Annotated in this window: 27 protein-coding genes; 13 read left to right on the top strand and 14 right to left on the bottom strand. The window is 66.1% G+C overall.

Annotated features, from left to right (window positions below):
* Nucleotides 1-3 precede the first annotated feature (3 nt).
* Entirely contained in the window at nt 4-897 is an 894-nt protein-coding gene (locus SPHI_RS05105; protein ID WP_076743810.1) for a transporter, read from the bottom strand.
* 105 nt (nt 898-1,002) lie between these two features.
* Between SPHI_RS05105 and SPHI_RS05100 the strand changes: the two genes are divergently transcribed.
* The 8 genes from SPHI_RS05100 (at nt 1,003) to nusG (ending at nt 6,381) form a co-directional block, all read left to right on the top strand.
* Nucleotides 1,003-1,944, top strand: a complete 942-nt coding sequence (locus SPHI_RS05100; RefSeq protein ID WP_076743949.1) for a LysR substrate-binding domain-containing protein — start codon at nt 1,003-1,005, stop codon at nt 1,942-1,944.
* A 318-nt stretch (nt 1,945-2,262) separates the two neighbouring features.
* The gene (locus SPHI_RS05095) at nt 2,263-3,024 is read left to right on the top strand and encodes an SDR family oxidoreductase (RefSeq protein WP_076743809.1); all 762 of its coding nucleotides are present in this window, start codon (nt 2,263-2,265) and stop codon (nt 3,022-3,024) included.
* A gap of 69 nt (nt 3,025-3,093) precedes the next feature.
* Entirely contained in the window at nt 3,094-3,447 is a 354-nt protein-coding gene (locus SPHI_RS05090) for a hypothetical protein (RefSeq protein WP_233130695.1), read from the top strand.
* Nucleotides 3,444-4,334 (top strand): sigma-70 family RNA polymerase sigma factor, encoded by an 891-nt coding sequence (locus tag SPHI_RS05085; RefSeq protein WP_076743807.1) that lies wholly within the window; start codon nt 3,444-3,446, stop codon nt 4,332-4,334. The genes SPHI_RS05090 and SPHI_RS05085 overlap by 4 nt, the downstream gene beginning before the upstream one ends.
* A gap of 135 nt (nt 4,335-4,469) precedes the next feature.
* Nucleotides 4,470-4,925 carry a carboxymuconolactone decarboxylase family protein gene (locus SPHI_RS05080; RefSeq protein ID WP_076743806.1) on the top strand — a complete coding sequence of 152 codons (456 nt, stop codon included), beginning with the start codon at nt 4,470-4,472 and terminating at the stop codon, nt 4,923-4,925.
* Nucleotides 4,926-5,193: 268 nt separating this feature from the next.
* Entirely contained in the window at nt 5,194-5,427 is a 234-nt protein-coding gene (locus SPHI_RS05075; protein WP_144036156.1) for a hypothetical protein, read from the top strand.
* Nucleotides 5,428-5,627: 200 nt separating this feature from the next.
* Nucleotides 5,628-5,825 (top strand): preprotein translocase subunit SecE, encoded by a 198-nt coding sequence (secE, locus tag SPHI_RS05070; RefSeq protein WP_076743804.1) that lies wholly within the window; start codon nt 5,628-5,630, stop codon nt 5,823-5,825.
* 19 nt (nt 5,826-5,844) lie between these two features.
* Complete coding sequence (gene nusG, locus SPHI_RS05065) at nt 5,845-6,381, top strand: transcription termination/antitermination protein NusG (protein ID WP_076743803.1); 537 nt, start codon at nt 5,845-5,847, stop codon at nt 6,379-6,381.
* A 64-nt stretch (nt 6,382-6,445) separates the two neighbouring features.
* On the opposite strand, the gene SPHI_RS14665 is transcribed toward nusG, so the two are convergent.
* Both SPHI_RS14665 and glpX read right to left on the bottom strand, forming a co-directional pair.
* Complete coding sequence (locus SPHI_RS14665; protein ID WP_083719795.1) at nt 6,446-7,192, bottom strand: CPBP family intramembrane glutamic endopeptidase; 747 nt, start codon at nt 7,190-7,192, stop codon at nt 6,446-6,448.
* A gap of 34 nt (nt 7,193-7,226) precedes the next feature.
* Nucleotides 7,227-8,198: a class II fructose-bisphosphatase gene (glpX, locus tag SPHI_RS05055; protein ID WP_076743802.1), complete on the bottom strand. Its 972-nt coding sequence runs from the start codon at nt 8,196-8,198 to the stop codon at nt 7,227-7,229.
* Nucleotides 8,199-8,307: 109 nt separating this feature from the next.
* On the opposite strand from glpX, the gene SPHI_RS05050 reads away from it, so the two are divergent.
* Nucleotides 8,308-8,811 (top strand): hypothetical protein, encoded by a 504-nt coding sequence (locus SPHI_RS05050; RefSeq protein ID WP_076743801.1) that lies wholly within the window; start codon nt 8,308-8,310, stop codon nt 8,809-8,811.
* 94 nt (nt 8,812-8,905) lie between these two features.
* Entirely contained in the window at nt 8,906-9,532 is a 627-nt protein-coding gene (locus SPHI_RS05045; RefSeq protein WP_076743800.1) for a trimeric intracellular cation channel family protein, read from the top strand.
* Between the two features lie 126 nt (nt 9,533-9,658).
* Here SPHI_RS05045 and SPHI_RS05040 read toward each other — a convergent pair whose 3' ends face one another.
* The 11 genes from SPHI_RS05040 to SPHI_RS04990 all read right to left on the bottom strand — a co-directional run bounded on the left by SPHI_RS05040 (nt 9,659) and on the right by SPHI_RS04990 (nt 20,824).
* A complete protein-coding gene (locus SPHI_RS05040; protein ID WP_144036155.1) occupies nt 9,659-10,066 on the bottom strand; it encodes a hypothetical protein in 408 nt (135 codons plus the stop codon).
* Nucleotides 10,063-11,937 carry a signal peptide peptidase SppA gene (gene sppA, locus SPHI_RS05035; RefSeq protein WP_076743798.1) on the bottom strand — a complete coding sequence of 625 codons (1,875 nt, stop codon included), beginning with the start codon at nt 11,935-11,937 and terminating at the stop codon, nt 10,063-10,065. Before sppA ends, SPHI_RS05040 begins: the two co-directional genes overlap by 4 nt.
* A 113-nt stretch (nt 11,938-12,050) precedes the next feature.
* Complete coding sequence (locus tag SPHI_RS05030) at nt 12,051-13,208, bottom strand: BaiN/RdsA family NAD(P)/FAD-dependent oxidoreductase (protein ID WP_076743797.1); 1,158 nt, start codon at nt 13,206-13,208, stop codon at nt 12,051-12,053.
* Between the two features lie 7 nt (nt 13,209-13,215).
* Nucleotides 13,216-13,395: a hypothetical protein gene (locus SPHI_RS05025; protein WP_076743796.1), complete on the bottom strand. Its 180-nt coding sequence runs from the start codon at nt 13,393-13,395 to the stop codon at nt 13,216-13,218.
* Between the two features lie 145 nt (nt 13,396-13,540).
* On the bottom strand, nt 13,541-15,067 hold the full coding sequence (locus tag SPHI_RS05020) for a peptide chain release factor 3 (protein ID WP_076743795.1): 1,527 nt from the start codon (nt 15,065-15,067) through the stop codon (nt 13,541-13,543).
* A gap of 130 nt (nt 15,068-15,197) precedes the next feature.
* Nucleotides 15,198-16,595, bottom strand: a complete 1,398-nt coding sequence (gene thrC / locus SPHI_RS05015; protein WP_076743794.1) for a threonine synthase — start codon at nt 16,593-16,595, stop codon at nt 15,198-15,200.
* A 112-nt stretch (nt 16,596-16,707) separates the two neighbouring features.
* Nucleotides 16,708-17,328, bottom strand: coding sequence for an SURF1 family cytochrome oxidase biogenesis protein (locus SPHI_RS05010; RefSeq protein ID WP_076743793.1), 621 nt, complete (start codon nt 17,326-17,328; stop codon nt 16,708-16,710).
* Nucleotides 17,329-17,407: 79 nt separating this feature from the next.
* The gene (locus tag SPHI_RS05005; RefSeq protein ID WP_076743792.1) at nt 17,408-18,331 is read right to left on the bottom strand and encodes a cytochrome c oxidase subunit 3; all 924 of its coding nucleotides are present in this window, start codon (nt 18,329-18,331) and stop codon (nt 17,408-17,410) included.
* A gap of 34 nt (nt 18,332-18,365) precedes the next feature.
* The gene (locus SPHI_RS05000) at nt 18,366-18,911 is read right to left on the bottom strand and encodes a cytochrome c oxidase assembly protein (protein ID WP_076743791.1); all 546 of its coding nucleotides are present in this window, start codon (nt 18,909-18,911) and stop codon (nt 18,366-18,368) included.
* 133 nt (nt 18,912-19,044) lie between these two features.
* Entirely contained in the window at nt 19,045-19,962 is a 918-nt protein-coding gene (locus SPHI_RS04995) for a heme o synthase (RefSeq protein ID WP_076743790.1), read from the bottom strand.
* Between the two features lie 172 nt (nt 19,963-20,134).
* On the bottom strand, nt 20,135-20,824 hold the full coding sequence (locus SPHI_RS04990) for a nitroreductase (RefSeq protein WP_076743789.1): 690 nt from the start codon (nt 20,822-20,824) through the stop codon (nt 20,135-20,137).
* An 89-nt stretch (nt 20,825-20,913) separates the two neighbouring features.
* On the opposite strand from SPHI_RS04990, the gene SPHI_RS04985 reads away from it, so the two are divergent.
* The 3 genes from SPHI_RS04985 to SPHI_RS04975 all read left to right on the top strand — a co-directional run bounded on the left by SPHI_RS04985 (nt 20,914) and on the right by SPHI_RS04975 (nt 25,865).
* A complete protein-coding gene (locus SPHI_RS04985) occupies nt 20,914-22,647 on the top strand; it encodes an N-acyl-D-amino-acid deacylase family protein (protein ID WP_076743788.1) in 1,734 nt (577 codons plus the stop codon).
* 421 nt (nt 22,648-23,068) lie between these two features.
* A complete protein-coding gene (locus SPHI_RS04980) occupies nt 23,069-23,953 on the top strand; it encodes a BKACE family enzyme (protein ID WP_076743787.1) in 885 nt (294 codons plus the stop codon).
* Between the two features lie 166 nt (nt 23,954-24,119).
* Nucleotides 24,120-25,865 (top strand): N-acyl-D-amino-acid deacylase family protein, encoded by a 1,746-nt coding sequence (locus SPHI_RS04975; RefSeq protein ID WP_076743786.1) that lies wholly within the window; start codon nt 24,120-24,122, stop codon nt 25,863-25,865.
* The last annotated feature ends 90 nt before the right edge of the window (nt 25,866-25,955 follow it).

The following is a 25,955-nucleotide window of genomic DNA, read 5'->3' as shown; positions in this document are numbered from 1 at the left end:
TGTTCAGAACACGCGCAGCAGACGGATCTGCCCGCGTACGCCTTCCTTGAAGCCGTTGCGCACGGCCACATCGGCCCCGACTTGAGTCAGGATCTGCCACTTGGGCGTGATGTTGTGCCGCCAGGTGCCGAGCAGGGACGTCGTTCGGGTGACATCGTCCTGCCTGATGCCGTTAATCCGGGTCTCGCCGCCGGTCACGTGCATCACACGCGCGTTGAGCTCGTTGCGGTCACCCAGCGGAAAGCGCAGGAAGCCCTGGAGCCGTACGGTGGCCTTCTGCGTAAGGTCGTTCGACGCCGCCCCGGCATCGTCGTTCTTGCCGTAGATCATCACGTCGCCGGACAATTCGGCGATGAAGTGCTTGCCGAACCCTTTTGAATATACCGCCTGAAGCGAGCCCTTCCAGCGGTTCTCGCCCAGGTTCAGCCCGCGCGAGGACCGATAGTCGCCGGTGGGAATGTACAGGTAAGGCGTCACACCGAAATAGGACTGGCTGTCCGCATCCTCGCGCAGCCAAAGGGTGCCGACCAGGATTGTGTCGCCAAACCCCGTCGTCTTGCCGAGGCTGGCGGTGGAGCCGCCCCCGGCGACATACCCAAAAGGCTGAAGCACTTGATAGTTGAAGGTCATGCCGCCAACCTTGCTGAAGCGGACGTAGCGGAGCAGCGCGACCGCCGTGTCGAGCTCCGCCTCCTCATCGATCTTGCGGCCGTCTCGATACAATGCGCCCGCATGGGAATATTGCAGATAGACGAGGGCGAGCTGGGTCCCGGCGGGCGCGGGAACATAGTCCCCGGCATCGATCGCCTGGGCGCGTGCGATCGTCGGCATGGCGACGGAACCGAGCGCGAGCGCCGCCGCAGTGCCAATCCGCGCAACGGAATTTCGAAACGTCATCGATTCCCCCTCCCTCTTCATTCTCCTCGAAGCCTCATGTGATCGCTTCGGAAGAGGGGCGTATTGAACGCTTCGAACACGCGGTATATCGCCAAATCGGCAATCATGATTTCGCTTAATGCGAAACAAAGGGGGTGTCGGCCGGTGATCCGCGATCTTGTCACGCTGCGGCTGTTCGTTCGCGCCGCCGAAACGGGGACGTTGAGCGAAGCGGCCGAGCAGTCGAATCTGGCGCTGGCAGCGGCCTCGCGGCGGATCGCGCTGATGGAGGAGCGGTTCGGCGTCCGGCTGTTCCGCAGGAGCCGTCAGGGGCTCGCCCTCACCCCCGCGGGCGCGGCGCTGCTCGACCATGCGCGCGGTTTACTTGAACAGGTACGGGCGATCGAGGGCGAGTTGGCGGACTTCGCGGGAGGCATGCGAGGGACTGTCCGGATACAGACCAACCCCTCGGCGATCATCCAGTTTTTGCCCGCCGACCTCGCGGCATTCGCGGCGGAACGGCCCGACGTCCGGCTCGATCTGCAGGAGAATATGAGCTCCGAGATCGTCAGTGCGGTTGGTGAGCGGCGCGCAGACCTAGGGATCATCATCGGCGGCACGCCGGCGCCGCAGCTTGACATCCATCCGTATCGCACCGACCGCCTCGCCTTGCTGGCGCCGCGCGGATCGCTCGAGGGGCGTACCGAGATCGCCTTTGCCGAGGTGCTGGACAAAGACTTCATCGGTCTTGTCAACTCAACCGCGCTGACCCGTGCGCTCGTCGAGCAGGCCGCTCAGGCCGAAGTATCGTTGCGGCTGCGCATGCAGGTGCGCAGCTTCGACGGCGTGTGCCGGATGGTGGAGGCGGGCTTCGGCTACGGGATCCTGCCGCTTATTGCGGCGCGCGGATTCGCCGCCTCAATGAGACTGGACGTGGTACCCCTTTCCGATGCCTGGGCGACCCGCCAGATGCTGCTCTGTTTGCCACCCGACACACTGCCCGGCTCGCCGGCGGCTTTGTTGACCAGCCACCTAGCTCGGCTGGCCCACAATGGTCTGCCGAGCTAGTGACCCCAGCGCTGACTACCTCGTCGGGCACTTCGCCACCGGTCTGCTTACGGGAGCGGAAATGCAGGTACCGGTAGTTCAATGACCCGATATCGGTCATAAAGCGGCTCTTCGTGGTGCCCAGAATTGAACGCTCGTTCATCTGGACGATTTGCGGCAGATGACGGCCGCCGCACCGGGCGGACGGCGCGGTGGCAGGCCCTTTCTGGTCCATGCATGGTGAACTGAAGTTTCGGCGTCTCGCGTCGAGAGTGCGCCGCCATGTCACACCAACGGCCCCCATATCGTCATACCCACAGACCATGTGGGAGACAGAAGATGAAGATCGTTGTCATCGGCGGAACCGGGTTGGTTGGCCGCCAACTCGTCGGCGATTTGGCGGGCCGCGGGCATAAGGTGGTGGCCGCGTCGCCCAGCAGTCGGGTGGACAGCATCACCGGCGAAGGTCTCGCGCAGGCGTTTGCGGGGGCGCAGATTGTCGTTGACGTGAGCAATGCGGCGTCCCTCGCGGAGGACGAGGTGCTTGCCTTTTTCGGAACCTCCGCGACCAACATCGCCGCCGCTGCCAGGAAGGCCGGCGTCAAGCATGTTGTGGTGCTCTCGATCGTCGGCACCGATCGGCTGCAGACCTCGGGCTACTTCCGCGGCAAGCAGGCGCAGGAGAGCGCGGTCGCGCAGAGCGGCGTGCCCTATACCATCGTCCGGGCCACGCAGTTCTTCGAGTTCCTCAGCACGATCGCGGATGGCTACACCCGCGACGGCGTCGCCCACCTGCCGATCTTTGCAGTGCAGCCGGTCGCCGCGGCCGACGTCGCCGCGGCACTGGCCGATGTGGCGCTGTCCGAACCCGTGAACGATGTCACCGAGATCGCCGGACCGGAACGCGCGTCGGTGGTCGACTTCGTGGGCACCTGGCTGGGTCATCGCGACGATCCGCGCGCGATCGTGTCCGACGAGGATGCCGGTTATTTCGGCGCGCCCGCGGACGATCGCACTCTTGTGCCGGGCGATGGCGCGCGGCTTCTTCCGACACGCTTCGAGGCATGGCTCGCCGCCCAGCCCGCCCAGGAGCAGGCGTGATGCGCGCGGCCGCTGATACTCGGGCTCGCGTCGGTTCTCGGCATCGCTGCCGTCGCCAACGGCGCCTTCATGCTCGCGGCCCCTGCCAGATGGTACTTCGCGGTGCCGGGCGTCACGACCACAGGGCCGTTCAACCAGCATTTCGTCCGCGACATCGGCCTGATTTTCGTGTTGATTGGCGCGGCGATGCTGAGCGGTGCGCTGCTCCCGGCCCAGCGGGTGGCGCTATGGAGCGCCTCCGGCCTGTGGCTCGCCAGTCATGCGCTCTTTCATCTCTGGGAAGTGTCGGTGGGCATTTGCGGACCCGACGCGATCGCGCGCGACTTCCCGGCAGTGACGCTGCCCGCCCTTGGCGCGATCGCGCTTGCTTTCTGGGCATGGCGTGACGCCCGGCCAGCCAGGGCGCAAAAAGCGTACTCATGACCCCTCGCGACCACACGCCGCAGGCGCTGCGCCTCACCGACTTCGAAGCCGAGCGGCCACGACTGCTCCGCCTCGGCTATCGCATGCTCGGCTCGATCAGCGAGGCCGAAGACGTGGTGCAGGATGCATGGCTGCGATGGCGCAGCGTCGACGAAGGCGTGGACAGTCCCGCCGCCTATCTCACGCGGATCGTGACGCGGCTATGCCTCGACCAGCTCAAGTCGGCCCGCGTCCGGCGAGAGACTTACGTCGGCGCGTGGCTTCCCGATCCACTGGTAGGAACGACGGCACAGGACGAGGTACGCGCCGACGATATCACGCTCACGCTGATGCTTGCGATGGAGCGGCTGTCGCCACTCGAGCGCGCCGCCTTCCTGCTCCATGACGTGTTCGATACGCCGCTGCCGGAGGTCGCGGCAACGTTGGGGCGGGACCCGGCGGCGGTGCGCCAGCTGGCCTCCCGCGCCCGCCGCCACGTGCAGGCCGCCAAGCCGCGCTTCGCCGTGCAACCGGCGGAGGCAGAGGCGATTACCCGCGCCTTTTTCGCCGCCGCCGCCAGCGGCGATGCGGCCGCACTGACGGCGCTGCTCGCCGAGGACGTGGCGATCCACTCCGACGGCGGTGGCAAGGTGATCGCGTTCCTGAACATCGTCCGCGGCCTCGATCGCGCGATCCGGCTGTTTCAGGGCATCGGACGCAAGCACGCCTATCAGCCCCGGCTGCTGCGAACGGTGATGATCGACGGACTGCCGGGCTATGTCAGCATCGACCGTGGCGAGGTGCTGCAGACGACCGCGCTGGAGCTGCGCGATGGGCGCATCGCGGCGATCTATATCGTTCGCAATCCGGACAAGCTGCGCCACGTCAGGGATGCGTTGCTGCCGTGACGGACGCCCGGGCCGCCCGCCGGGGGATTGCAGAGCCCGCGTGTGAGAAACCACGCAGGCATGTCACACTTGGCTCTGCTGCCTCGTCAATCCGGGGAGCGCCACCGATCGGCGCCCGGAACGAAGGACATCATCATGAGCGAGAACAAGCGGCTGGTCTGGCACGAGGTCGCGCCGCAGGGCGCAAAGGCGCTCTTCGGCGTGCACCACTACGTCACCACGGGCACGAACCTGCCGGAGGAGATGATCCATCTCGTCTTCCTTCGGGTGTCACAGATCAACGGTTGCGCCCATTGTATCGACCTGCACACCCGCGACCTGCTGAAGACGATGCCCGCCGACAAGGTCACGCTGCTGCCGGTTTGGGCAGAGGTGCTTCACCTGTTTCCAGCCCAGTACCGCGCCGCTTTGGCATGGGCGGAGGAGGTGACGCGGGTGAGCGAGACTCATGCCTCCGACGAGGCCTATGCCTCTGCTGCGGCAGCGTTCGAACCGAAAGACTTGGTCGATCTCACCATCGCGATCGCGGCCATGAACGCCTTCAATCGCCTGGGAGCGCCGTTCCGGCTCCCGGTAAAGGCACAGGCCTGATCCTGCGCCGCTCCGCAAGGCCTCCGTCCCACCTACCGTCACAGGATATCGACACATGGCTTCCGAGCCTGAGCTTCCTGCACGCGGGAGGGGATCGTTCCCAGGGCTGCATCCACATCCTCGGCTACAGGAACGCCGATCCCAGCATGGGGTCGGCATCCAATGCCGAGCCATCGACAAGAGCCTGACACGCGATGTCATCATGCGACTGCCGCACCGCCCTCGCGCTCGACTTTAAACTGAAGGAGGTGATCTTCGCCACGGCGCATTGGACGATATGAAGTCGGACCTCGCGGCGGAGGCCGCGAGGCGTGAACCGCGCGACGAGAGCCTCGATGTCGCCGTTCCGGCGTACGGCTCGGGACATCCGCAGAAGATGATCTCGATGCACGAGCCGGCGTTCAACGCCTTCGTGCCGGCCGCCGTTGAGATGCAAAGAGCTACGCTGCTCATTCTGAAAATACCACTACTTTCCAGTGGCGGAATGTGCGCAATCTGGTAAGAAAATCGGCAGCCTCGTGCGGCTTGGCGGCGCGCACCCACTCCCGTTCCCCTTTGCGCCCTTGCTCTTGCCTCGGTGCAGCGCTATCTCGCCGGTCGCATCCGACAGCGCGGACGGCCCTTCCACCGTTTCCCTCACCGGGGAAGGCGGTAGAGAGCTTATGCCCCGCTCGCGGGTTCAACGAATAAAAGGCAAGGCACGTGGCAAAGACGTCCCCGATCGAATTCATCAACCAGGTTCGCGCCGAGACCAAGAAGGTCGTCTGGCCGACCCGGCGTGAAACGATCATGACCGGCATCATGGTGATGATCATGACAACGATCCTGGCGCTCTTCTTTCTCGGCGTCGACACGATGTTCAACGCCATCGTGAACGCCCTGCTCAGCCTGGCCAAGTAAAGAAAAGGACGCGTCCCCAATGGCACGCTGGTACATCATCCACGCTTATTCGGGTTTCGAGGGCAAGGTCCGCGACGCGATCATGGCCGAGGCGACCCGCATGGGCCTCGAGCAATTGGTCGAGCGCATCGAAGTGCCGACCGAAACGGTGCAGGAAGCGCGCCGCGGCAAGAAGATCCAGGTCGAGCGCAAGTTTATGCCGGGCTATGTGCTCGCCAAGCTCGAAATGACCGACCAGGTCTATCACCTCGTCAAGAACACTCCCAAGGTGACCGGCTTCCTGGGCTCGTCGGGCAAGCCGCAGGCGGTCAGCGAGGCCGAGGCGTCGCGCATGCTCAACAGCAAGGAAGAGGCCGCCGCCGCGCCCAAGACCAAGATCAAGGTCGATTTCGAGATCGGCGATTCGGTCAAGGTGCTCGACGGCCCGTTCGCGAGCTTCAACGGCACTGTCGAGGAGCTCGATTTCGACAAGTCGAAGGTCAAGGTTTCGGTGTCGATCTTCGGCCGCGCCACGCCGGTCGAGCTCGACTTCGAGCAGGTCGAACGCAGCAAGTAAGGCGGCTTCTCTTATTTCCTTCGTCACTCCGGGTCGAGCCCGGGGTGACGTATACGGGAAACCGTTAACGCTGGTCCCGCTTACGGGAAAACCGCCGCTCCAGCCACGGCCGCACCACCAGCGAATTCGCATCCACCAGCACGTGCAGCGCGATCACCAGCCACAAGAGGCCGGTCGCAAGATAAATCCACGCCAGCGCCGCGCCGACCAGCGCTACGGCCGCCATGCCGCCGCGCCCCTGATAGCGATGCGCCAGCGCGAACAGCGCCCAAGCCAGCACGCATCCTGCCACCCCGTTGCCGAACACCAGCGCGGCAAGCAGCGGCACGAGCAGCCGAAAGAACAACTCCTCGCTGACCCCCGCGGCGACCGCGAGCATCAGCGCCGCACCCGCTTCCGCTGGCGTCCCCGCAATTGCCGGTGATCGATAGCGCGGCCCGATCCGCCACCCGCGCCTGAGCAACAGCGCGACCAGCAAGACGCCGCCTACGAAACCGCCCGCAATCGGCAGCGCCAGATCGCGGATCGCCGAAATAGGAATCGGTGCGATGCCAAGCGCATCACGCGCCTGCCGCAGCTCCTGGGGCAGCGCCGCTAGCGCGTCCAGCCGCCCGAGCAGCGCCAGCGCCGCGAGCGAAGTGGCCCCATACATCGTCGCGATGCCGGCGGCCCAGCCAAGCGACGCGCGCGGCCGTGATCGCGATCCACCGCGCACCGCACCGGCGATCCGCGCCGCCAGGCTTCGTCGACGCCAACCATGCGCCAGCATGGCGAGCGCCGCGATGAGCAGCGCCCCCGCCAGCATCACCATGCGTCGCTCATTCAGTCGGCGTCATAGGCGAGCGTTACCGGTCCAGCCGGTGCTCGCCCTTTACCCAGCGCACCGTGCCAGACGATGCGCGCATCACCACGCTTTCGGTGGTCATGGTCTTGCCGCGGCGCTTCACGCCTGCCAGCAGCGATCCGTCGGTAACGCCGGTCGCCGCAAAGATGCAGTCGCCCTTGGCCAGTTCCTTGAGGTCATACTGCTTGTCGAGATCGGTGATGCCCCACTTGCGGGCGCGTGCGCGCTCGTCTTCGTTGCGGAACAACAGCCGTCCCTTGAACTGCCCGCCGACGCAGCGCAGCGCCGCACAGGCCAGCACGCCCTCCGGGGCCCCGCCCGATCCCATATAGACATCGATGGTGGTGTCCGGATCCGACGTCGCGATCACGCCTGCCACGTCGCCGTCGCCGATCAGCACCACGCCGCAGCCGATCGAGCGCAGTTCCGCGATCAATTTCTCGTGGCGTGGCCGATCGAGGACGCAAGCAATGATCTCATGCGGCTCGACGCCCTTGGCAGCCGCAATCGCCTTCACATTTTCGGTCGGTGACTTGTCGAGATCGATCACGCCAGCGGGCAGCCCCGGCCCCACCGCCAACTTTTCCATATAAACGTCCGGCGCGTTGAGCAGGCAGCCTTCCTCGCCGATCGCCAGTACGGCAAGGCTGTTCGGCCCGGCCTTGGCGCAGATCGTGGTGCCCTCCAGCGGATCGAGCGCAATGTCGATCTTGGGGCCCGTGCCCTGCGCGGATCCGACCTTTTCACCGATATACAGCATCGGCGCCTCGTCGCGCTCGCCTTCGCCGATCACCACCGTGCCGTCGATCTCCAGCCCGTTCAGTGCCTCGCGCATCGCCTCGACGGCGGCGGCATCGGCGGCCTTCTCGTCGCCGCGGCCGATCAGCGTGGAAGCGCCGATCGCCGCCGCCTCCGTCACGCGCACCATTTCGAGCACCAGGACGCGATCGAGCACCTTGCTGGCTATCGGCATACTTCCCCCCAAAAAAAGAATTCCTATTTCATCGGTGCGATAGGCGGCGGATATGGCGGTGTCGAGACAGCGCTTGCGCCGCCCGTGCCCAGCCACGACAAGCCGGTGCATGGCGAAGCTCAAGGTCTTCCGCACCCCCGCCGGGTTCCACGACGCCTATGTCGCCGCCCCGAGCCAAAAGGCGGCGCTCGCCGCCTGGGGCAGCGACGCCAATCTCTTCGCCCGCGGCCTTGCCGAGCAAGTGACTGATCCCGAGTTGATGCGCGAACCATTGGCACATCCCGGCGACGTGATCCGCGTCGCCCGCACCATGGCCGATGCCCTGCCCACCGCGACCAAGGTGAGCCGACGCAAAGCCACACCAACTCCTGCCCCGAAGCCCGCTCCCAGACCGAACCGCACCGCCCTCGACAAGGCCGAAGCCGCGCTCGAAGCCGCGGAAGCCCGCCAGGCGGAGGAACGCGCCGCCCTGAAGCGCGAGGAACAGACCCTCGCCGCCAGACGCCGAGCGTTGGACAAGATGCAAGCTGAGGAGCGCACCCGGCTGGACAAGGCGCGCATCAAGGCCCGCGACGAGTACGAAGCCGCGGTAGAGCGCTGGCGGGACGATTAAGCCCACCGCTTGCATCCGCTGTCACGGCCGACTTGACCCGGATCCTCTCTCCCCCCCTCTCCCCGCCAGCCCGGGCATCTGATAGCCCCGCCAAATGCCCCCCGTCGATCTCCTTCCCGCCTTCGCACCCTGGCTCGACCTGGCCGGGCTGGCCGTGTTCGCCGCTTCGGGCGCGTTAGCCGCCGCGCGCCGTGCGCAGACGATGGTCACGCTGATCTTCTTCGCTCTGGTCACCGGGGTGGGCGGCGGCACGACTCGCGATTTGCTGATCGGCGCGCCCGTTTTCTGGATCATTGACAGCCGCGCGGCGGCGGTTTGCTTTGCCATTGCGCTGGTGATCTGGGTCACGCCGGAACGCTGGTGGAACGGCAAGGCGCTCGACTGGTTCGATGCGGTCGGCCTTGCCGCCTATGCCGTTTATGGCGCCGCTAAGGCGCTTGGCTATGGCGTGCCACCCGTGCCTGCCTTTGTGATGGGGGTGGTCTCGGCCTGTGTCGGCGGCATCATCCGCGACGTCCTCGCCGGCGAGCCGTCGATCCTGATGCGCCCGGAACTTTACGTGACCGCCGCCGCGCTCGCCTCAGCGCTATACGTCGGCCTGACACTTCTCGCGCTGCCCAGCGCGATCGCGGCCATCATCGCCGCGACCGCCGGCTTCGCGCTCCGAGCCGCAGCGATCCGCTGGAAGATTCATCTCCCCGCCTATCGCGGGCGACGATAGCGCCTGCCCGCGTTCGAGGCCGGAGCCTAACCATGCGCCCAGTACTCGGTGAGACCCCGGCCCTCTTCCCCTGAAGCAGATCCTGAACATTGCCGCTCCCGCCAAACAGGAGGCAAGCAACAACAATCAGCGCGCTACGGCCATCGCCAACCCGCTCACGCCAGCGCCCTGCAACAACCCGCGCAGCCGCGCACGTCGCGGCGCCGCCCCTGCCGCGACCTGCGTTCCATAGATGCTAAGCTCGCCGGCTCCGTCAGCCCGGCAGCGCACGTCCATTGATTGCACATCGGAAAGCCGCACCGCCATCCGCCGCGCTTCCGCCAGTGATCCGGCATCAACCGCCTTGCCGTCGACCACCAGACGATCAAGCACAACGCCCGTCCCCACCAGCGGCGCCGCGGTCACCTGCACCTCATAAACCACGGCTTCACATGCGAAGCGCCCCGTCAGCGTTCGTGGCGATGCAGGCTGCACCCCAGGCGCGGCCGGTGCCGGCACTGCCGCCTGCGCCAGCAGCGCCGCAAGCAACATCACAGCCCGACCCGCGCCAGGAGCACCGCGAACAGCCGCTGGTCGTCCGCAGTCGCCCTGCTCGGCCCCAGGGCGCCGCACTCCAGGCACCGCGCCTGCACGCTGCCGCCCAGTGCCAGCCGCCGCACGTCACCCGCCGCCCGCGCCAGCATCTGGCGCTGTTCGGCGGCGATCCGCGCCAGGGCACCGCCCGGCGCGCCAGCGTCCTCTTCCTCACGGTTTCCGATTTGCTGCGCGATCTGCGCTGCCCAGGTCGGCTTCTTTTCCAGATACACCGGCTTGGCGGTTGCCGGATCCAGCTTTGCGCGTCGCGCCGCTTCCTTGATCGCCTCGTCCAGTGTGCCGAAGCGATCGACCAGCCCGATCTGCCGCGCGGTGCCGCCGTCCCAGACGCGGCCTTGCGCGATCTCGTGGACGCGCGCCACCGGCAGCTTGCGCGATTGCGCGACCCGCGACAGGAACTGGGCATAGCCATGCTCGATCGTCGCCTGAATTACGGCATCGGTCTCGGCATTGAAGCCGCCGGCGAAATCCGGCTGCCCCGCGAGCGGCGTCAGCTTCACGCCATCGCTGGTGATGCCGATCTTGGCCAGCGTATTCTCAAAGCTGGGCAGGATGCCGAAGATGCCGATCGACCCGGTGATCGTCGACGGCTCGGCAAAGATCACGTCGGCCGGGGTCGATACCCAATAGCCGCCAGAGGCCGCCAGCCCGCCCATTGAGACGACGATCGGCAGCCCGCGCCGTTTCGCCTCCATCACCGCCAGCCGGATCCGCTCGGACGCCATCACCGATCCGCCCGGCGAATCGACGCGCAGCACCAGGGCCTTCAGCTTCTTCTCGGCGAGCCCGTCCAGAATATATTTGGCGATCGTGTCGCCCGCCGCGGTGCCTGGCCCGGCCTTGCCGTCGACGATCTCGCCGGCGACCGTCACCACGCCGATCTCACCCTTGTCCGCAATCGGATTGGCGGCGACGTAAGCGTGATAAGGGATGCGGTTGAACCAACCAGCTGGCTTGCTGTCGTTGGTGCCGGCAAGTTCCGCCACGCGCCGGCCGAATGCGATCCGGTCGCCCAGCTTATCGACGATGCCGGACGACAGATTTGCCTTGCTCAGATTGCCGCCCGCCGCCTGAACCACTTGCGCCGGCTGCACCAGCCAATCAGCAATCCGCGCTTTGGGCCGGCTGCGCGCGATCGCTTCCTTCCACTGGCCGAACAAGGTGCCGTACAGCGCTTGCGAGGCCTCGCGCGATTCCGGGCTCTCGTCCGTGCGCGTGTACGGCTCCACCGCCGACTTGAACTTGCCGACGCGATAAACGTGCGTGTTGACGCCCAGCTTGTCGATCAGCCCTTTGTAGTAAAGCCGGCTTCCGCCCGGGCCGCTGAAGAACGTGCCGCCCAGCGGATCCATCCAGATCTCGCTCGCCGCGGCGGCCAGCCGGTATCCACCATCGGTATAGCCGGTGGCATAGGCCAGCACCGGCTTGCCCGCCTGCCGCGCCCGCATCAGTGCGTCCGCCACTTCACCCAGCGTCGCCGGATAAGCCCCGCCGAAGCGATCGAGATCGAGCACGATCGCCTTGACTCGCGCATCGTCCTTCGCCGTGTCGATGGCGCGTACCACGTCACGCAGCCGATACTGGCGGCCAATCTCCTGCCCGCTGACGAACGCCAGCGGCGGCACCTCCTCTGGCTGCTCCACGATCGGCCCATCAAAATCGAGCACCAATGCGCCGTCCTTGATCGTCGGCGCACTCGGCCGGCTGTTGAGCGCGGCAAACAACAGGCCGAAGAACAACAGCATGGCGACAAGAACCAGCGCGTCCTTAATGCCGACCAGCAATTTCCACGCGCCGCGAACCAGCTTCATTATATTTTCCCGGGATAGCTGCCGATCGGTCTAGCCGATGGTGTATGGTGGGAGCAATACGCGCGGCGCCTGCCGCACGATCCGTGGTGTGATGATGGTAAGGGCGGCACGCTTCAAAGCGCCTGCGCCGCCGCCCAGCCGCTCGCCCAGGCCCATTGGAAATTATATCCGCCAAGCCAGCCGGTAACGTCCACCGCCTCGCCGACCACATACAGCCCCGGCACTTTCTTCGCTTCCATGGTCTGCGACGAAAGCTCCGCCGTGGAGATGCCGCCTACCGTCACCTCGGCCTTGGCGAACCCCTCGCTGCCGCTGGGCAGGAAGCGCCACTCCGCCAGCGCCCGCTCCGCCGCGGCGAGCTTCGCATCGGGCAGGTTCGCCAGTTCGCCGCTAAGCCCCAATGCGCCAGTCAGCGCCTCGCCGAGCCGCTGCGGCACTGCGCCTGCCAGCAGCTTGCCGACACTCGCCCGCGGCGTCGCCCGCTTGGCATCGCGCAGCCAGCCCTCATCGCGACCGGGCAGCAGATCGACCACGATCGGCTCGCCATGCCGCCAGTAAGACGAAACCTGCAACACCGCCGGCCCGGACAGCCCACGATGCGTGAACAGCATCGCCCCCCGAAACGCCGCTTTGCCCGCGCGTGCCACCACCCCGGTCGCAACCCCGGCCAGCGCACGAAACGGATCGTCGCCCCCCAGCGTCAGCGGCACCAATGCGGGCCGCGGCTCAACCACCTTCAGCCCGAAATGCCGCGCGAGATCATAGGCAAAGCCGCTCGCCCCCATTTTGGGGATCGACGGCCCGCCCGTCGCGATCACCAGCGCCGGCGCGTGCGCGTCGCCAATTCGAAATCGCCCGTCGGCATGATCCACCGCGCCGACCGGCCGCCCGAAAGCGAAATCCACCGCCCCTTTGTCGCACTCATCGAGCAGCATGGCCACGATCTGCCGCGCGCTGCCGTCGCAGAACAGCTGCCCCAGCGTCTTCTCGTGCCAGGCGATCCCATGTCGCTCGACCAGCCCGAGGAAGTCCGCGGGCGTGTAGCGCGCCAGCGCCGAGCGGGCGAAATGCGGGTTGGCCGACAGGAAGCGATCGGGCGCGGTGCCGGTGTTGGTGAAATTGCACCGCCCCCCGCCGGAAATCAGGATCTTCTTTCCCGCTTTCTCGGCATGGTCGATCACCAGCACGCGCTTGCCGCGCTGCCCAGCGACCGCGGCGCACATCAGGCCCGCCGCGCCGGCCCCCAGCACGATCGCGTCATAATTCTTCATTGCTCGCTCAGTGCAGCTTGGCGATCGACAGCCCGTCCTTCTTCGCCTGCTCCTTCACCGACTCCTCGCTACGGGTCAGCGCCTTGGCGATCGCCTTCAGCGCCATGCCCTTCTTGGCCAGCATGTGCAGCTTCTGGATCTCGTCGGGGCGCCACGGCTGGCGATGTCGTTCAAAGCGTTCGGCCATTCGTGTCCTCTAGCAGAGTCGGGCGCGTGCGTCCCCTCCCCCGTTCGTGCTGAGCCTGTCGAAGCGCGTGCCGGGACCGCAGCGCCTGTTGCATGTCCTTTGACAAGCTCAGGACGAACGAGCGTGGTGTGCCCGCTCGCCGCCCTCAGCGCTCCCGCGTCGCCGCGAACGTCACTTTGCTGTAGCGATCGGCGATATAGCCGACCTCCCACGCGCTCTTCGCCAGGAACACCGGGTTGCCGTCGCGATCCTTGGCCAAGGCACTGCGGTTCAGGTCCATGAACTCCTTCAACGCCGCCGGATCGCTCGCGGAAATCCACCGCGCGGTGTCGAAGGGCGATGCTTCGAGGTTCGCGCCGACCTTATATTCCGCCTCCAGCCGCGACAGCAGGACGTCGAGCTGGAGCTGCCCGACCACGCCGATGATCCAGTTCGATCCGATCTCCGGATAGAAAACCTGGATCACGCCTTCTTCAGACAGATCGTCAAGCGCCTTGCGCAACTGCTTGGTCTTGGTGGGATCCTTCAACGCCACGCGGCGCAGGATTTCCGGCGCGAAGTTTGGGAGGCCGGTAATCCGCACGCCCGGCTTCTCGCTCAGCGTATCCCCAACCCGCAGCGTGCCATGGTTGGGGATGCCGATGATGTCGCCCGGAAACGCCTCGTCGGCGATCTCGCGATCCTGCGCGAAGAACAGGATCGGCGAATGCACCGCGATCGGCTTGCCATGGCCGGTCGGCGTCAGTTTCATGCCGCGCTTGAACGTGCCCGAGCACAGCCGCATGAACGCGATCCGGTCGCGGTGCTGCGGGTCCATGTTGGCCTGCACCTTGAAGACGAAGCCGGTGACGTCCTTCTCGTCCGGCTGCACTGGTGCCGGCTCAGCTGGTTGCGGGCGTGGTGGGGGAGCGAACTCGGCGAGGGCGGCGATCAGCTCGGCGGGGCCGAAATCCTTCAGCGCGGAGCCGAAATATACCGGCGTCAGGTCACCCGCGCGATACGCCTCGGCATCGAACGACGCGTAGCCGGCCTGGGCCAGCTCGATCTCTTCCGCGACGTCGGCGGGCAGTTGCGGTGCGTCTTCGGTGCGGCCTTGGAACGTGCGACTGTCACCATCGGGCCGGCTGATGCGGTTGGTGGCCAGGTCGAGGATCCCCTCAAACGTGCCGCCCATGCCGACCGGCCAGCTCATCGGGCACACGTCAAGCGCCAGCACGTCGGCGATCTCGTCGAGCAGCTCGAACACAGGCCGGCCTTCGCGATCGACCTTGTTGACGAAGGTGATGATCGGCACGTTCCTGAGGCGGCACACCTCGAACAGCTTGCGCGTCTGCGCCTCGATCCCGCGCGCCGCGTCGATCACCATCACGGCCGAATCGACCGCGGTCAGCGTGCGATAGGTGTCCTCGCTGAAATCCTCGTGGCCCGGCGTGTCGAGCAGGTTGAAGAACACGCCGTCCTTCTCGAACGTCATCACCGACGATGTGACCGAGATGCCGCGCTGCTGCTCGATCTTCATCCAGTCCGATCGCGCGCGCCGGTTGGCCCCGCGCGCCTTCACCTCGCCGGCGAGATGGATCGCGCCGCCGACGTAGAGGAGCTTTTCGGTCAGCGTCGTCTTGCCGGCGTCGGGGTGCGAGATGATCGCGAAGGTGCGGCGGGGGGATGGCATGTCAGGTCTCGGATAGAAGGTGCTGCACAACGACCGTTCGTGCTGAGCCTGTCGAAGCACGTGCCCTAGGCGGCACCGCACATGACACGTCCTTTGACAAGCTCAAGGCGAACGGGTGAGAGGATACGCGCTAGCCCCTGGGCGTGGCGCGTTCCGCAATATAGTCGCTCACCGCGCCAAAAGTAGCGTCCAGCGTATCGAACACCTCCTGGCGCTCGAACAGGTCGCCTACCCGGCCCGGCAGCGCCGGGCTCATCCCCGTTGCGCGCTCCACCGCTTCCGGGAACTTGGCCGGATGCGCCGTCGCCAGCGTCACCATCGGCGCGTCCACCGCCGCCTCCCGCGCAGCCGCAAGCGCGATGGCGGTATGCGGGTCAATCACTTCGTTTGCCTGCTCCTGCGCCCAGCGCATCGCCAGCGCCATGCCGTCGGCATCGATGCTCGCGCTGGTCAGCAGCGACGCCGCGCCTTCATGCTGGAGGTTGGTGAGCCGCATCGCCTTTGACGCTTCAAAGCCCTGCATCTGCGTGGCCAGCGCCACGCCATCGCGCCCGCCCAGATCGAACAATAGTCGCTCGAAATTCGACGACACCTGGATGTCCATCGACGGCGTCGCGGTCGGCACCACCGTCGCCGACGAATAATCGCCAGCCGACAGCGCGCGGTGGAGGATGTCATTGACGTTGGTGGCGACGATCAGCTTGGCAACCGGCAGTCCCATCTTTGCCGCGACATAGCCTGCGAAGACGTCGCCGAAATTGCCCGTCGGCACGCTGAAGGCGATCGCCCGCTCGGGTGCCCCCAGCCGTACCGCCGAGTAAAAGTAATAGACCACCTGCGCCATCAACCGCGCCCAGTTGATCGAATTTACCGCGCTGAGCCGGAACCGACCCGAGAAGCCGGGATCGTTGAACATCGCCTTCACCAGCGCCTGCGCCGTGTCGAAATCACCACGAATGGCGATGTTGTGGACGTTGGGCGCGAGCACCGTGGTCATTTGTCGGCGTTGCACGTCGCTCACCCGGCCGGCGGGATGAAGCATGAAGATGTCGATCCCCGCGCGACCTGCCACCGCATCGATCGCCGCCGATCCGGTATCCCCGCTGGTCGCCCCAACGATCGTCAGCGGCCCTTCCGTGTCGCCGGTCAGGAAGCGTTCGAACAACAGCCCGAGCAGCTGCAGTGCCACATCCTTGAACGCCAGTGTCGGTCCGTGGAACAGCTCCAGCAGCCAATGATCGTGGTCGAGCTGCTTGAGCGGCGTTACCGCCGCGTGCGCGAAGCGGCCATACGCCTGTTCGCAAAGCGCGCGTAGTTCCTCGCGCGTTAACGAATCGCCCACGAAAGGCCGCATCACCGCCACTGCCGTTTCGGGATAGGACAGCCCGGCGAGGCTCGCGATCTCGTCCCGCGACAGCGTCGGCCATTGTTCGGGCACGTAAAGGCCGCCATCCGACGCCAGCCCGGCCAGCGTCGCGCCGCGGAAGTCGAGCGTCGGGGCAACCCCGCGGGTGCTGATGTAGCGCATGGACGTGCCGGTTAGCGGGGCATGGTGGCTGACACAACTATCTCTCATCACCTGGGCTTGACCCGGACCCGCTGCCTTGCCCCGCCGTCAGAAGAACAAGCGGGACCGCGGATCAAGTCCGGCGCGACGCGGGAGCGGCGTGCCGCCGCCGCACTGCGATGACAAAGATCACCGCTGCCACGAGCGCGAAAAAGAACCACTGGCCGGCATAGGCAAGGTGGTTGTTGGGCACCAATCCGATATCCGGCCGCGTGTTCGCCTCGAGCCCCGGTGCGGGCTGATCTGCCACCAGCAGCATCGGCTGCGGCACATGGCTAAACAGCTTGGCGATCATCGGTGTCGCATCGGGCGCGTGGCTGATCCAGCCACTCACCGCGCCACCGCTCCAGCGCACCATTTTTGTCGGATCGCGTGTGGTGCCGAGTTGCACCTTTATTCCAGGCCCTTCGGCGCCGGCTCGGCAGTTGGCGATCAGCCGATAGCCGGCGTTGCCGGCACCCGCCCGCGTGATGCCCCCGACCTCCCGGCACATGGCCGAGGTGCGCCGGAACAGCAGTCGGTCATCAGGCACGGAGGGAAACGCCACCGGCGGGCGCGCCGGATTGCCGGCGAGTTGCGCCAGTTGCGCCTCCTTCTCGGGCAGTCGCACCAGCAACTGCCACAGCCCCAGCCCGATCATCACCGCAACGCAGATCCCGACGATCACCGTCGGCACAAGCGGCCAGCGCCTCATCCGCGCATCTCCCCAAAAGCCGACGGGCGCGGCTCCAGAGGAACCGCGCCCGCCATTACCGTCGTTTTCGACGTCAGCGTCAGCCGCCGTGCACCGGCGCGCCCCAGCCGCCCCAGATGTAGATGGAGACGAACAGGAACAGCCACACCACATCGACGAAGTGCCAATACCAGGCCGCCGCCTCGAAGCCGAAATGGCCCTTCGGGGTGAAATCACCCTTATAGGCGCGCATCAAGCAGACGATCAGGAAGATCGTGCCAACGATCACATGGAAACCGTGGAAGCCAGTCGCCATGAAGAAAGACGCGCCATAATTGTTGCCCTTGAACGGGAACGGCGCGTGCATGTACTCATAGGCCTGGATGCCGCTGAACAGCAGGCCGAGCAGGATCGTCAGCCACAGGCCCTTCAGCACGCCGTCGCGATCACCGACGCCCAGCGCCCCCCACAGGCCGCGCTTTTCGCCGCCACGCTGGTTGTGGATCAAGGCATGGTGTGCCCAGGTCACCGTGGTGCCCGACAGCAGCAGGATCAGCGTGTTGAGCAGCGGCAGTTCAAAGGCGTTGATGACTTCAAGGCCCTTGGGCGGCCATTGCGCCACCAACGCTGCACCCTCAGTCGCGCGCTCAACGGCGCCATCGACGAACGCGATCGCGTCGGGGAACAGCGCAAAGTCGAAATAGGCCCAGAACCAGCCGACGAAAAACATCACTTCCGAAGCGATGAACAGGATCATGCCGTAACGGAAGTGAAGCTGGACCACCGGCGTGTGATCGCCTGCGCGCCCTTCGCGAATCACGTTGCGCCACCAGCTGAACATCGAGAACAGCACCGCCGCAAGGCCAGCCAAGAACAGCCAGCCGCCGCCGTTGGGCTTATCGACATGGCTGCCGTGCATCCACATGATGCCGCCCGCCGCCATCGCCAGCGCCGAGAAGGAACTGATCAGCGGCCAGGGATCCGGCGGCAGGATATGGTAATCGTGGTTCTTGGCGCCGGCCATCGGGCTCCCCTGTAGATACGCTATTTTGCCTCGCTTAGCTCGCCGTCTTGTCCGAATCTACCGGGTAAAACGTGTAGCTGAGCGTGATGGTGTCGATATCGCGCGCGTCGGGATCATCAAGGATTTTCGGATCGACAAAGTAGATCACCGGCATACGGATCGACTCGCCAGGCTTCAGCGTCTGTTGCGTGAAGCAGAAACATTCGATCTTGGTGAAATATTTGCCCGCGTGCAGCGGCGTCACGTTGAACGTAGCGGTGCCGGTGACGGGCACGGCGGCGCGGTTGGTGGCGTTGAAGAAGGCCATGGTGCGCGCGCCGATCGCCACCGTGTGGCTCGTCTGCTCTGGAGCGAAGCGCCACGGCAGGCGTGCGTTGGTGTTTGCGTCGAAATCGACCTTGATCTGGCCGCCGACCGCGCCGGGCGCCGTCAGCCCGCGCTGTGTAGTCCCGGCAAAGCCGGTCACCTGGCAGAACATGCGGTAAAGCGGCACGCTGGCGAACGCGAGCCCAGTCATCAAGCAGATGCCCAGCACCGCAAGTGCGGCGACGCGCTGATTGCCGGAAAAGACGCGGATCATCTGGATGTCAGCCCTTGCTGGATCTTCACGATTGAGATCGCGAACACCAGGATCACGAACGCCCCTAATAGCACCGCCGTAACCACCGCACGGCTCTTCTGTCGCCGACGCACAAGATCGCGATCATCGTTCATCATGCTACCCACCGATCGACGACCAGCGCGCCGAACACCACGAAAAGATACAGGATCGAATATTTGAACAGGGCTTTTTCGGGCAGCATCGCATCGTCCGCGCCCGTCGTACGAGTCGCGACGCGCAACGCCAGCCACCCGAACCATGCCGTCATCGCGAGCGACACTAAGCCGTAGATCACACCCGTGAGCCCCAACGGCCACGGCGCCACGGCGGCCAACGCCATCGGGATGGTGTACAGCCCGATCTGCCGCCGCGTCACCTTCTCGCCGGCCACAACCGGCAGCATCGGCACGCCGGCATTGGCATAATCGGTCTTCACGAACAGCGCGAGCGCCCAGAAATGCGGCGGTGTCCATAGAAACACGAACATGAACAATAGCACGGGCAGCGCCGCCACTTCGCCCGTCGCAGCAGCCCAGCCAATCAGCGGCGGAAACGCCCCCGCCGCCCCGCCGATGACGATGTTTTGCGGCGTCCGCCGCTTCAGCCACACGGTGTAGATCAGCACGTAGAACAGGATCGACACGGCCAGAATAGCGGCGGCGGCATAGTTCAGCGCCAGCCCCATCAGAATGACCGAGAATGCGCCTAGCCCCACGCCGAAATGCAGCGCGGATTGCTTCTCCATTCGCCCCGCCGGCAGCGGCCGCCCAGCGGTGCGCTTCATCAGCGCATCCAGATCCGCCTCATACCACTGGTTGAGCGTCCCCGCCGCGCCTGCACCCAGCGCGATGCACAGGATTGCGGTGAAGCCAAGCACCGGATGGATCGGCACCGGGGCGGCCAGCATCCCGCACAGCCCCGTGAAGACAACAAGCGTCAGCACGCGCGGCTTGGTGAGCGCAAGGAAATCGCGCCAGTCGGCTGGCGGCAGAAGGGGCGACGCTTGGGTCATCGGATGGGAACTGGCCATAGTCGCTTGTGGAGTACGGGGGAAGCGTTTGGCGGAGAGACAGCTCTTTTCTCGCTCGTCATCCCCGCGGAGGCGGGGATCCATACGCGCAGGTCTCGCGAGAGCAACCGACGTCAGCGTCTATGGATTCCCGTCTTCGCGGGAATGACGAAGGTACCGGTGTATGCGCCGTTCACCCGTGCAGCACGTGATCCTTGTCGCGCACCGTCCGCGCCGCGTTGGCCGGATGCGCGGCATCCTCGTAACCGAAGGCGATCCCGAACAGCAGCTTCTGGTCCTCCCCCACGCCAAGCTCGCGGTGCACGATCTCGGCATGATGGCTAAGCGCCCCTTGCGCGCAGGACGCCAGGCCATTGGCGGTCAGCGCTAGCATGAAGGATTGCGCGTACATCCCGCAATCCGCCGCTTCGCGCATTCCCGCCCAGGCCGGGATGAACAGGAACATCGCATGCGGCGCATCGAAGAAGCGGAAGTTGCGCAGGAACGATTCGGTCCGCGCCGGCACGTCGTCGCGCGCCACGTTGGTGGCGGCGAACAACGATTTCGCCGCATCGATCTGCCGCCCGCGATAGTGGCCCGGATAGGCACCGGTCAGCGGGAAGTCCGGCGTCATCTTGGTGCCGCTCTTCGCCGCGTCGTGCAGCACCGTTCGCATTCGCTCCGCCGCCTCGCCCGACACGACATGCGCAGTCCACGGCTGGACGTTGCAGTTCGACGGGGCGAGCTGTGCCATGTCCATCACGCGCTCCAGAAGATCGGCGGGCACCGGATCGGGCCGGAAGCCCCGTACCGAACGCCGCTCGCGCAGCAGCGCCTCCAACGTATCGCTGTCGCTCACCCGCTCCAACGCCCGTGTCGCCATCACCCGCTCCTAAGTCAGTTGTTCGAATCTCCTTGCCTCACGCCATCGCAGAAGTCACCATCGCGGCAAAAGACATATGGAGAGGTGCGATGTACGACCTGGTGATCAGGGGCGGCACGATCGTCGACGGCTCGGGCGGCGCCCCCTATCGCGGCGACGTCGCGATTCAGGGCGGTCGAATCGCCGCAATCGGCACCGTCAGCGGCGGCGGCAAGCAGGAGATCGACGCCAGCGGCAAGCTCGTCACTCCCGGCTGGGTCGATATCCACACCCATTATGACGGCCAGATCACCTGGGCCTCGCGCATGGATCCCTCCTCGACGCTCGGCGCCACCACCGTTGTCGTCGGAAATTGCGGCGTCGGCTTCGCGCCGGTCCGCCCGCAGGATCACGACACGCTGATCCGCCTGATGGAGGGTGTGGAGGACATCCCCGGCGCCGCGCTTCACGAAGGGCTATCGTGGCAGTGGGAAAGCTTCGGCGAATATATGGACGCGGTCGACAAGCTGCCGCACGACATCGACGTCGCGGTGCAGGTGCCGCACGGCGCGCTGCGCGTTTATGTGATGGGCGAACGCGGCGCGAACCGCGATCCCGCCACGCCGGAAGAGAATGAGGAAATGCGCCGGCTGACGGCGGAAGCGCTGCGTGACGGCGCGCTCGGCTTCTCCACCACCCGCACGATGGTTCACCGCACCGCCGACGGCGACCTCACCCCCACCGTGCGCGCCGCGCGCGAGGAAATGGAGGCGATCGCCCGCGGCATCGCCGATGCCGGCACCGGCGTGCTGCAATGGGTGTCCGATTTCCAGGAAATGGACGAGGAGTTCAGCCTCGTGCGCGACCTGACGAAGATTTCCGGCCAGCCGCTGAGCTTCTCGATGGTCCAGGCCGATGTCGTCCCCAACCAGTGGCGCCAACTGACCGAGCGACTCGATGCCTCGGTTGCCGAGGGATATCCGCTCAAGGCGCAGATCGCCGGCCGCCCGGTCGGGCTGATGCTTGGCCTACAAGGTTCGGTCCACCCCTTCATCAGCCGGCCGAGCTATCGCGAGATCGCCGACCTGCCGCTCGACCAGAAGGTCGCTCGGATGCGCGACCCCGACTATCGCGCGCGGCTGATCGCCGAGATGCCCGAGAAGGACCACCCCTTCGTCAACTCGGTCGCCGGCGCGCAGCACAAGATGTTCCGCATCGGCGAGCGCGTCGATTACGAGCCCGATCCCGCAACCAGCCTCGCTGCCGAGGCCGAGCGGCAGGGAGTCCACCCCGACGAACTCGTCTATGACGCTTTGCTCGAGGATGAGGGCCGCGCGTTCCTGTTCTTCCCGATGCACAATTACGTCGAGGGCAATCTCGACAACGTCCATGCGATGATCACCAATCCCAACACGCTCTCGGGCCTGTCCGATGGCGGCGCGCATGTCGGCGCGATCTGCGACGTCAGCCTGCCGACGTTCATGCTGACCCATTGGTGCCGAGACCGCACCCGCGGGCCGTTGCTGGATCTCGCCGAGACCGTGAAGCAGCAGACGCTCGACACGGCGAAAGCGGTCGGCCTCCACGATCGCGGCCTGCTCGCGCCGGGGTATCTCGCCGACGTCAACGTGATCGACTTCGACGCGCTGGAACTGGGCAAGCCGTATATGGTGTACGACCTGCCGACCGGCGCGCGGCGGCTGATGCAGAAGGCGTCGGGCTATGTCGCCACGATTAAGTCGGGGCAGGTGATCTACCGGAATGGTGAAGCGACCGACGCGCTGCCGGGCAAGCTGATCCGCGGGCGGCAACCGGCACCGACGCCCGAAGCGGTCGCGGCGTAAGATGGGCGACACGGCAAGCCAGTTAGCCGAGCCTTCGAGTAGATCGGAGCAACGCCACCGATCTTCCGTCATCCCGGCCTTGCGCCGGGATCCAAGGTGCCGCGAACGCTGCCGCTGGAAGAGCGAACGACAGTGCGCAGGGACGGTTGGATCCCGCCGCAAGGCCGGGATGTCGCCGTGCGCGGGCGAGATCGCCTTACTCCCCCCGTTCGCCCTGAGCCTGTCGACGCCTGTCCCGAGCTCCGCCGAAGGGGGCGTGCCCCCACGACATCGCTCGTGGTCCGTACTTCGACAAGCTCAGTACGAACGGAGTGGGACCTGAGATGAGCGCCACTTTCCTCCCCGTTCGTGCCGAGCAACGTCGAGGCACCCTCGCCCGGAACCCGTCCCTCGACTTCGCTCGGGACGAACGGAGAGGCGTATGCAACCTTTGATCATCGAAGCCGCGCTGAACGGCGCCACTCCCAAGTCCCGCAACCCCAACACGCCGATCACTCCCGCGGAACTCACCAGCGAAGCGCTCGCCGCGATGCATGCCGGCGCCGCCATCGTCCACACGCACATCGAACGCATGGACCTGACCGGCGACGCGTCCGCCAATCGCTATCTGGAGGCCTACGCCCCGATACTCGCCCAGCGCCCCGACGCGATCCTGTGGGGTACCGTGGCCACCGGCCCCGACGTCGAGGCGCGCTTCGGCCACTACCGCCAGCTCGCGCGGGCTGGCGTCCGCATGGGCGCGTTCGATCCGGGATCGGTCAACCTCGGCACACAGGGGCCGGACGGGCTGCCGGGCGCGTCGGTTCTCTACGCCACCACCTATCGCGACATCGCGTGGCTCGCTCAGTTGCACGAGCAGGAACGGCTCGGCCCCGCGATCGCGATCTACGAACCCGGCTGGCTGCGCACCACTTTGGCCTATGAGAAAGCCGGAAAGCTCCCCGCTGGCGCGTTCGTGAAGCTCTATTTCGGCGGACGCTACAATTTCCTCGATGGCAAGCGAGGCGAGATCACTTTCGGCCTGCCGCCGACCGAGCGGGCGCTCGACGCTTACCTTGAGCTGCTCGAAGGCTCGACGCTGCCCTGGGCGGTCGCCGCGATCGGCGACGATGTGGTCGAAACCGGTCTCGCGCAGCTGGCGATCGAGCGCGGCGGCCACGTCCGCGTCGGCCTCGAGGATTTCGGCGGCGAGCGTCTGCCGGGCAATCTCGAGCTGATCGAGGAGGTGGTCGCGCTTGCAGAGAAAGCCGGCCGCCCGGTCGCCACGCCGAACGAAGCCGCCGGCATCCTGAAGCTGCCGCGATGAACCACGTCACGGCTCCCGCCACACCCCTCCCCGTTTTCCCGAGCATAGTCGAGGGACAGGCCACGTACGTGCCGCTTCGGGCTTGTCCCTCGACTTCGCTCGGGACGAACGGAGATGAAAAACTCGATCCGCTCAAGGCAACGGGCGTCAGATTAGGAGAGCCCCCATGTACGACCTGCTCGTGAAGAACGGCACCATCGTCGACGGCACCGGCGCCCCGCGCTTCCGCGGCAACCTCGCGGTGCAGGGCGACAAGATCGTCGCGGTCGGTGACGTCACCGGCCCCGCGCGCGAGACGCTCGACGCGGAGGGCTGCGCCGTCACCCCCGGCTTTGTCGACATCCACACCCATTATGACGGCCAGGTCTCGTGGGACAATGTCCTTGCCCCCTCGTCGATCAACGGCGTCACCTCGGCGGCGATGGGCAATTGCGGCGTGGGCTTCGCACCGGCGCGTGCCGACAAGCACGACTGGTTGATCCAATTGCTCGAAGGCGTCGAGGACATTCCCGGCACCGCGCTTGCCGAGGGATTGACGTGGAATTGGGAAAGCTTTCCGGACTATCTCGATGCGCTGGGCGCGCGCGAATATACGATGGATCTCGGCGCGCACATGCCACACGCCGCGCTCCGCGCCTATGTGATGGGCGATCGCGGCGGCGACCATATGGAACGCCCCACCGCCGGCGAGGTCGACCGCATGGCGCAGCTCACCGCCGAGGCGATGGAGGCCGGCGCGCTCGGCTTCTCCACCTCGCGCACTCATGCGCACCGCAGCCGGGACGGGCTCAACATTGGCACGCTCACCGCGGAAGATCCTGAATTGCTCGGCATCGCCGCCGCGCTGCGACAGACCGGCAAAGGCGTGATTCAGCTGATCTCCGACGCGTACCTGACGGCGGACGACGATTTCGCCGCCGCCGAGCTCCAGCTGATCCGCCGCCTCGCCCAAACCAGCGGCCGCCGCGTCTCCTTCACCGTGCAGCAGACCGATGACGCGCCCGATCGCTGGAAGAGCATCTATCGCGAGATCGACGCGATGGTCGCCGATGGCCTGCCGGTCAGCGCGCAAGTCGCGCCGCGCCCGATCGGGGCGATCCTGTCCTTCGCCTCGACCACCAACCCCTTCGTGGTATCCCCCACCTATCGACGCATCGCGTCGCAAGCGGCGAGCATCGACGAGCGTCTCCGCGCGCTTGCCGACCCGCAGGTCCGCGCCGACATTCTCGCCGAACACGCCGGCTTCCATGCCGCCGAGGGGTTCATCGCGATCATCACGCGCGGCTATTCGCGCATGTTCCGCATGACCGATCCGGTCGATTACGAGCCGCACGAAAGCCAGTCGATCGCCGCCGAGGCGGCACGCGCCGGGGTCGATCCGGCGGCCTACGTCTATGACGCGCTGATGGAAGAAGGCGGACGGCGCCTGCTCTACATGCCGCTGATCAACTATGCACGTGGCAATCTGGACGATGTTCACGGCATGATGACCGGCAACCATGTGCTCTATGGCCTATCGGACGGCGGCGCGCATTGCGGCACGATCTGCGACGGCAGCTTCCCGACCACCACTGTCGCGCTCTGGTCACGCGGCAACAAGGCCGGGCTGTCGACGCCGCTCGAGCGGCTGATCCACGGCTATACACAGCGCAATGCCGCGCATGTCGGCTGGCACGACCGTGGCGTGCTGGCGCCGGGCTATCTCGCCGACCTCAACATCATCGCGCTCGACGATCTCGCGCTCGCGCCGCCCGAAATCGTGCAGGATCTGCCGGCGGGCGGCACCCGCCTGCTCCAGCAGCCGCGCGGCTACCGCTGGACGGTAAAATCGGGTGTGCCGACCTTTGCGGGGGGCGAATGGACCGGCCGCACGCCAGGGCGTTTGCTGCGCGGGGAACAAGTCGTGGCCTAACCTACCCTCGTCATCCCGGACTTGATCCGGGATCCCGCCTCTTCTTCTGACGGGGCAAGGCAGCGGGACTCCGGATCAAGTTCGGAGTGA

Origin of the sequence: Sphingomonas jeddahensis (assembly GCF_001981525.1) — a bacterium.
Lineage (GTDB): Bacteria > Pseudomonadota > Alphaproteobacteria > Sphingomonadales > Sphingomonadaceae > Sphingomonas > Sphingomonas jeddahensis.
The sequence above is the reverse complement of the archived record's forward strand: the minus strand, read 5'-3'. Positions and strand labels throughout refer to the sequence as shown.

Bases quoted from the DNA above. Each gene is read 5' to 3' on its own strand.
- SPHI_RS05105 (WP_076743810.1), bottom strand. From the start codon at position 897: ATGACGTTTCGAAATTCCGTTGCGCGGATTGGCACTGCGGCGGCGCTC.
- SPHI_RS05095 (WP_076743809.1), top strand. From the start codon at position 2,263: ATGAAGATCGTTGTCATCGGCGGAACCGGGTTGGTTGGCCGCCAACTC.
- SPHI_RS04985 (WP_076743788.1), top strand. From the start codon at position 20,914: ATGTACGACCTGGTGATCAGGGGCGGCACGATCGTCGACGGCTCGGGC.
- SPHI_RS05085 (WP_076743807.1), top strand. From the start codon at position 3,444: ATGACCCCTCGCGACCACACGCCGCAGGCGCTGCGCCTCACCGACTTC.
- SPHI_RS04980 (WP_076743787.1), top strand. From the start codon at position 23,069: ATGCAACCTTTGATCATCGAAGCCGCGCTGAACGGCGCCACTCCCAAG.
- sppA (WP_076743798.1), bottom strand. From the start codon at position 11,937: ATGAAGCTGGTTCGCGGCGCGTGGAAATTGCTGGTCGGCATTAAGGAC.
- glpX (WP_076743802.1), bottom strand. From the start codon at position 8,198: ATGCCGATAGCCAGCAAGGTGCTCGATCGCGTCCTGGTGCTCGAAATG.
- SPHI_RS04975 (WP_076743786.1), top strand. From the start codon at position 24,120: ATGTACGACCTGCTCGTGAAGAACGGCACCATCGTCGACGGCACCGGC.
- SPHI_RS05045 (WP_076743800.1), top strand. From the start codon at position 8,906: ATGCCCCCCGTCGATCTCCTTCCCGCCTTCGCACCCTGGCTCGACCTG.
- SPHI_RS05080 (WP_076743806.1), top strand. From the start codon at position 4,470: ATGAGCGAGAACAAGCGGCTGGTCTGGCACGAGGTCGCGCCGCAGGGC.
- SPHI_RS05010 (WP_076743793.1), bottom strand. From the start codon at position 17,328: ATGAGGCGCTGGCCGCTTGTGCCGACGGTGATCGTCGGGATCTGCGTT.
- SPHI_RS05000 (WP_076743791.1), bottom strand. From the start codon at position 18,911: ATGATCCGCGTCTTTTCCGGCAATCAGCGCGTCGCCGCACTTGCGGTG.
- SPHI_RS05100 (WP_076743949.1), top strand. From the start codon at position 1,003: ATGATTTCGCTTAATGCGAAACAAAGGGGGTGTCGGCCGGTGATCCGC.
- thrC (WP_076743794.1), bottom strand. From the start codon at position 16,595: ATGCGCTACATCAGCACCCGCGGGGTTGCCCCGACGCTCGACTTCCGC.
- SPHI_RS05050 (WP_076743801.1), top strand. From the start codon at position 8,308: ATGGCGAAGCTCAAGGTCTTCCGCACCCCCGCCGGGTTCCACGACGCC.
- SPHI_RS04990 (WP_076743789.1), bottom strand. From the start codon at position 20,824: ATGGCGACACGGGCGTTGGAGCGGGTGAGCGACAGCGATACGTTGGAG.
- SPHI_RS05030 (WP_076743797.1), bottom strand. From the start codon at position 13,208: ATGAAGAATTATGACGCGATCGTGCTGGGGGCCGGCGCGGCGGGCCTG.
- SPHI_RS05090 (WP_233130695.1), top strand. From the start codon at position 3,094: ATGCTCGCGGCCCCTGCCAGATGGTACTTCGCGGTGCCGGGCGTCACG.
- SPHI_RS14665 (WP_083719795.1), bottom strand. From the start codon at position 7,192: ATGGTGATGCTGGCGGGGGCGCTGCTCATCGCGGCGCTCGCCATGCTG.
- nusG (WP_076743803.1), top strand. From the start codon at position 5,845: ATGGCACGCTGGTACATCATCCACGCTTATTCGGGTTTCGAGGGCAAG.
- SPHI_RS04995 (WP_076743790.1), bottom strand. From the start codon at position 19,962: ATGGCCAGTTCCCATCCGATGACCCAAGCGTCGCCCCTTCTGCCGCCA.
- SPHI_RS05025 (WP_076743796.1), bottom strand. From the start codon at position 13,395: ATGGCCGAACGCTTTGAACGACATCGCCAGCCGTGGCGCCCCGACGAG.
- SPHI_RS05005 (WP_076743792.1), bottom strand. From the start codon at position 18,331: ATGGCCGGCGCCAAGAACCACGATTACCATATCCTGCCGCCGGATCCC.
- SPHI_RS05020 (WP_076743795.1), bottom strand. From the start codon at position 15,067: ATGCCATCCCCCCGCCGCACCTTCGCGATCATCTCGCACCCCGACGCC.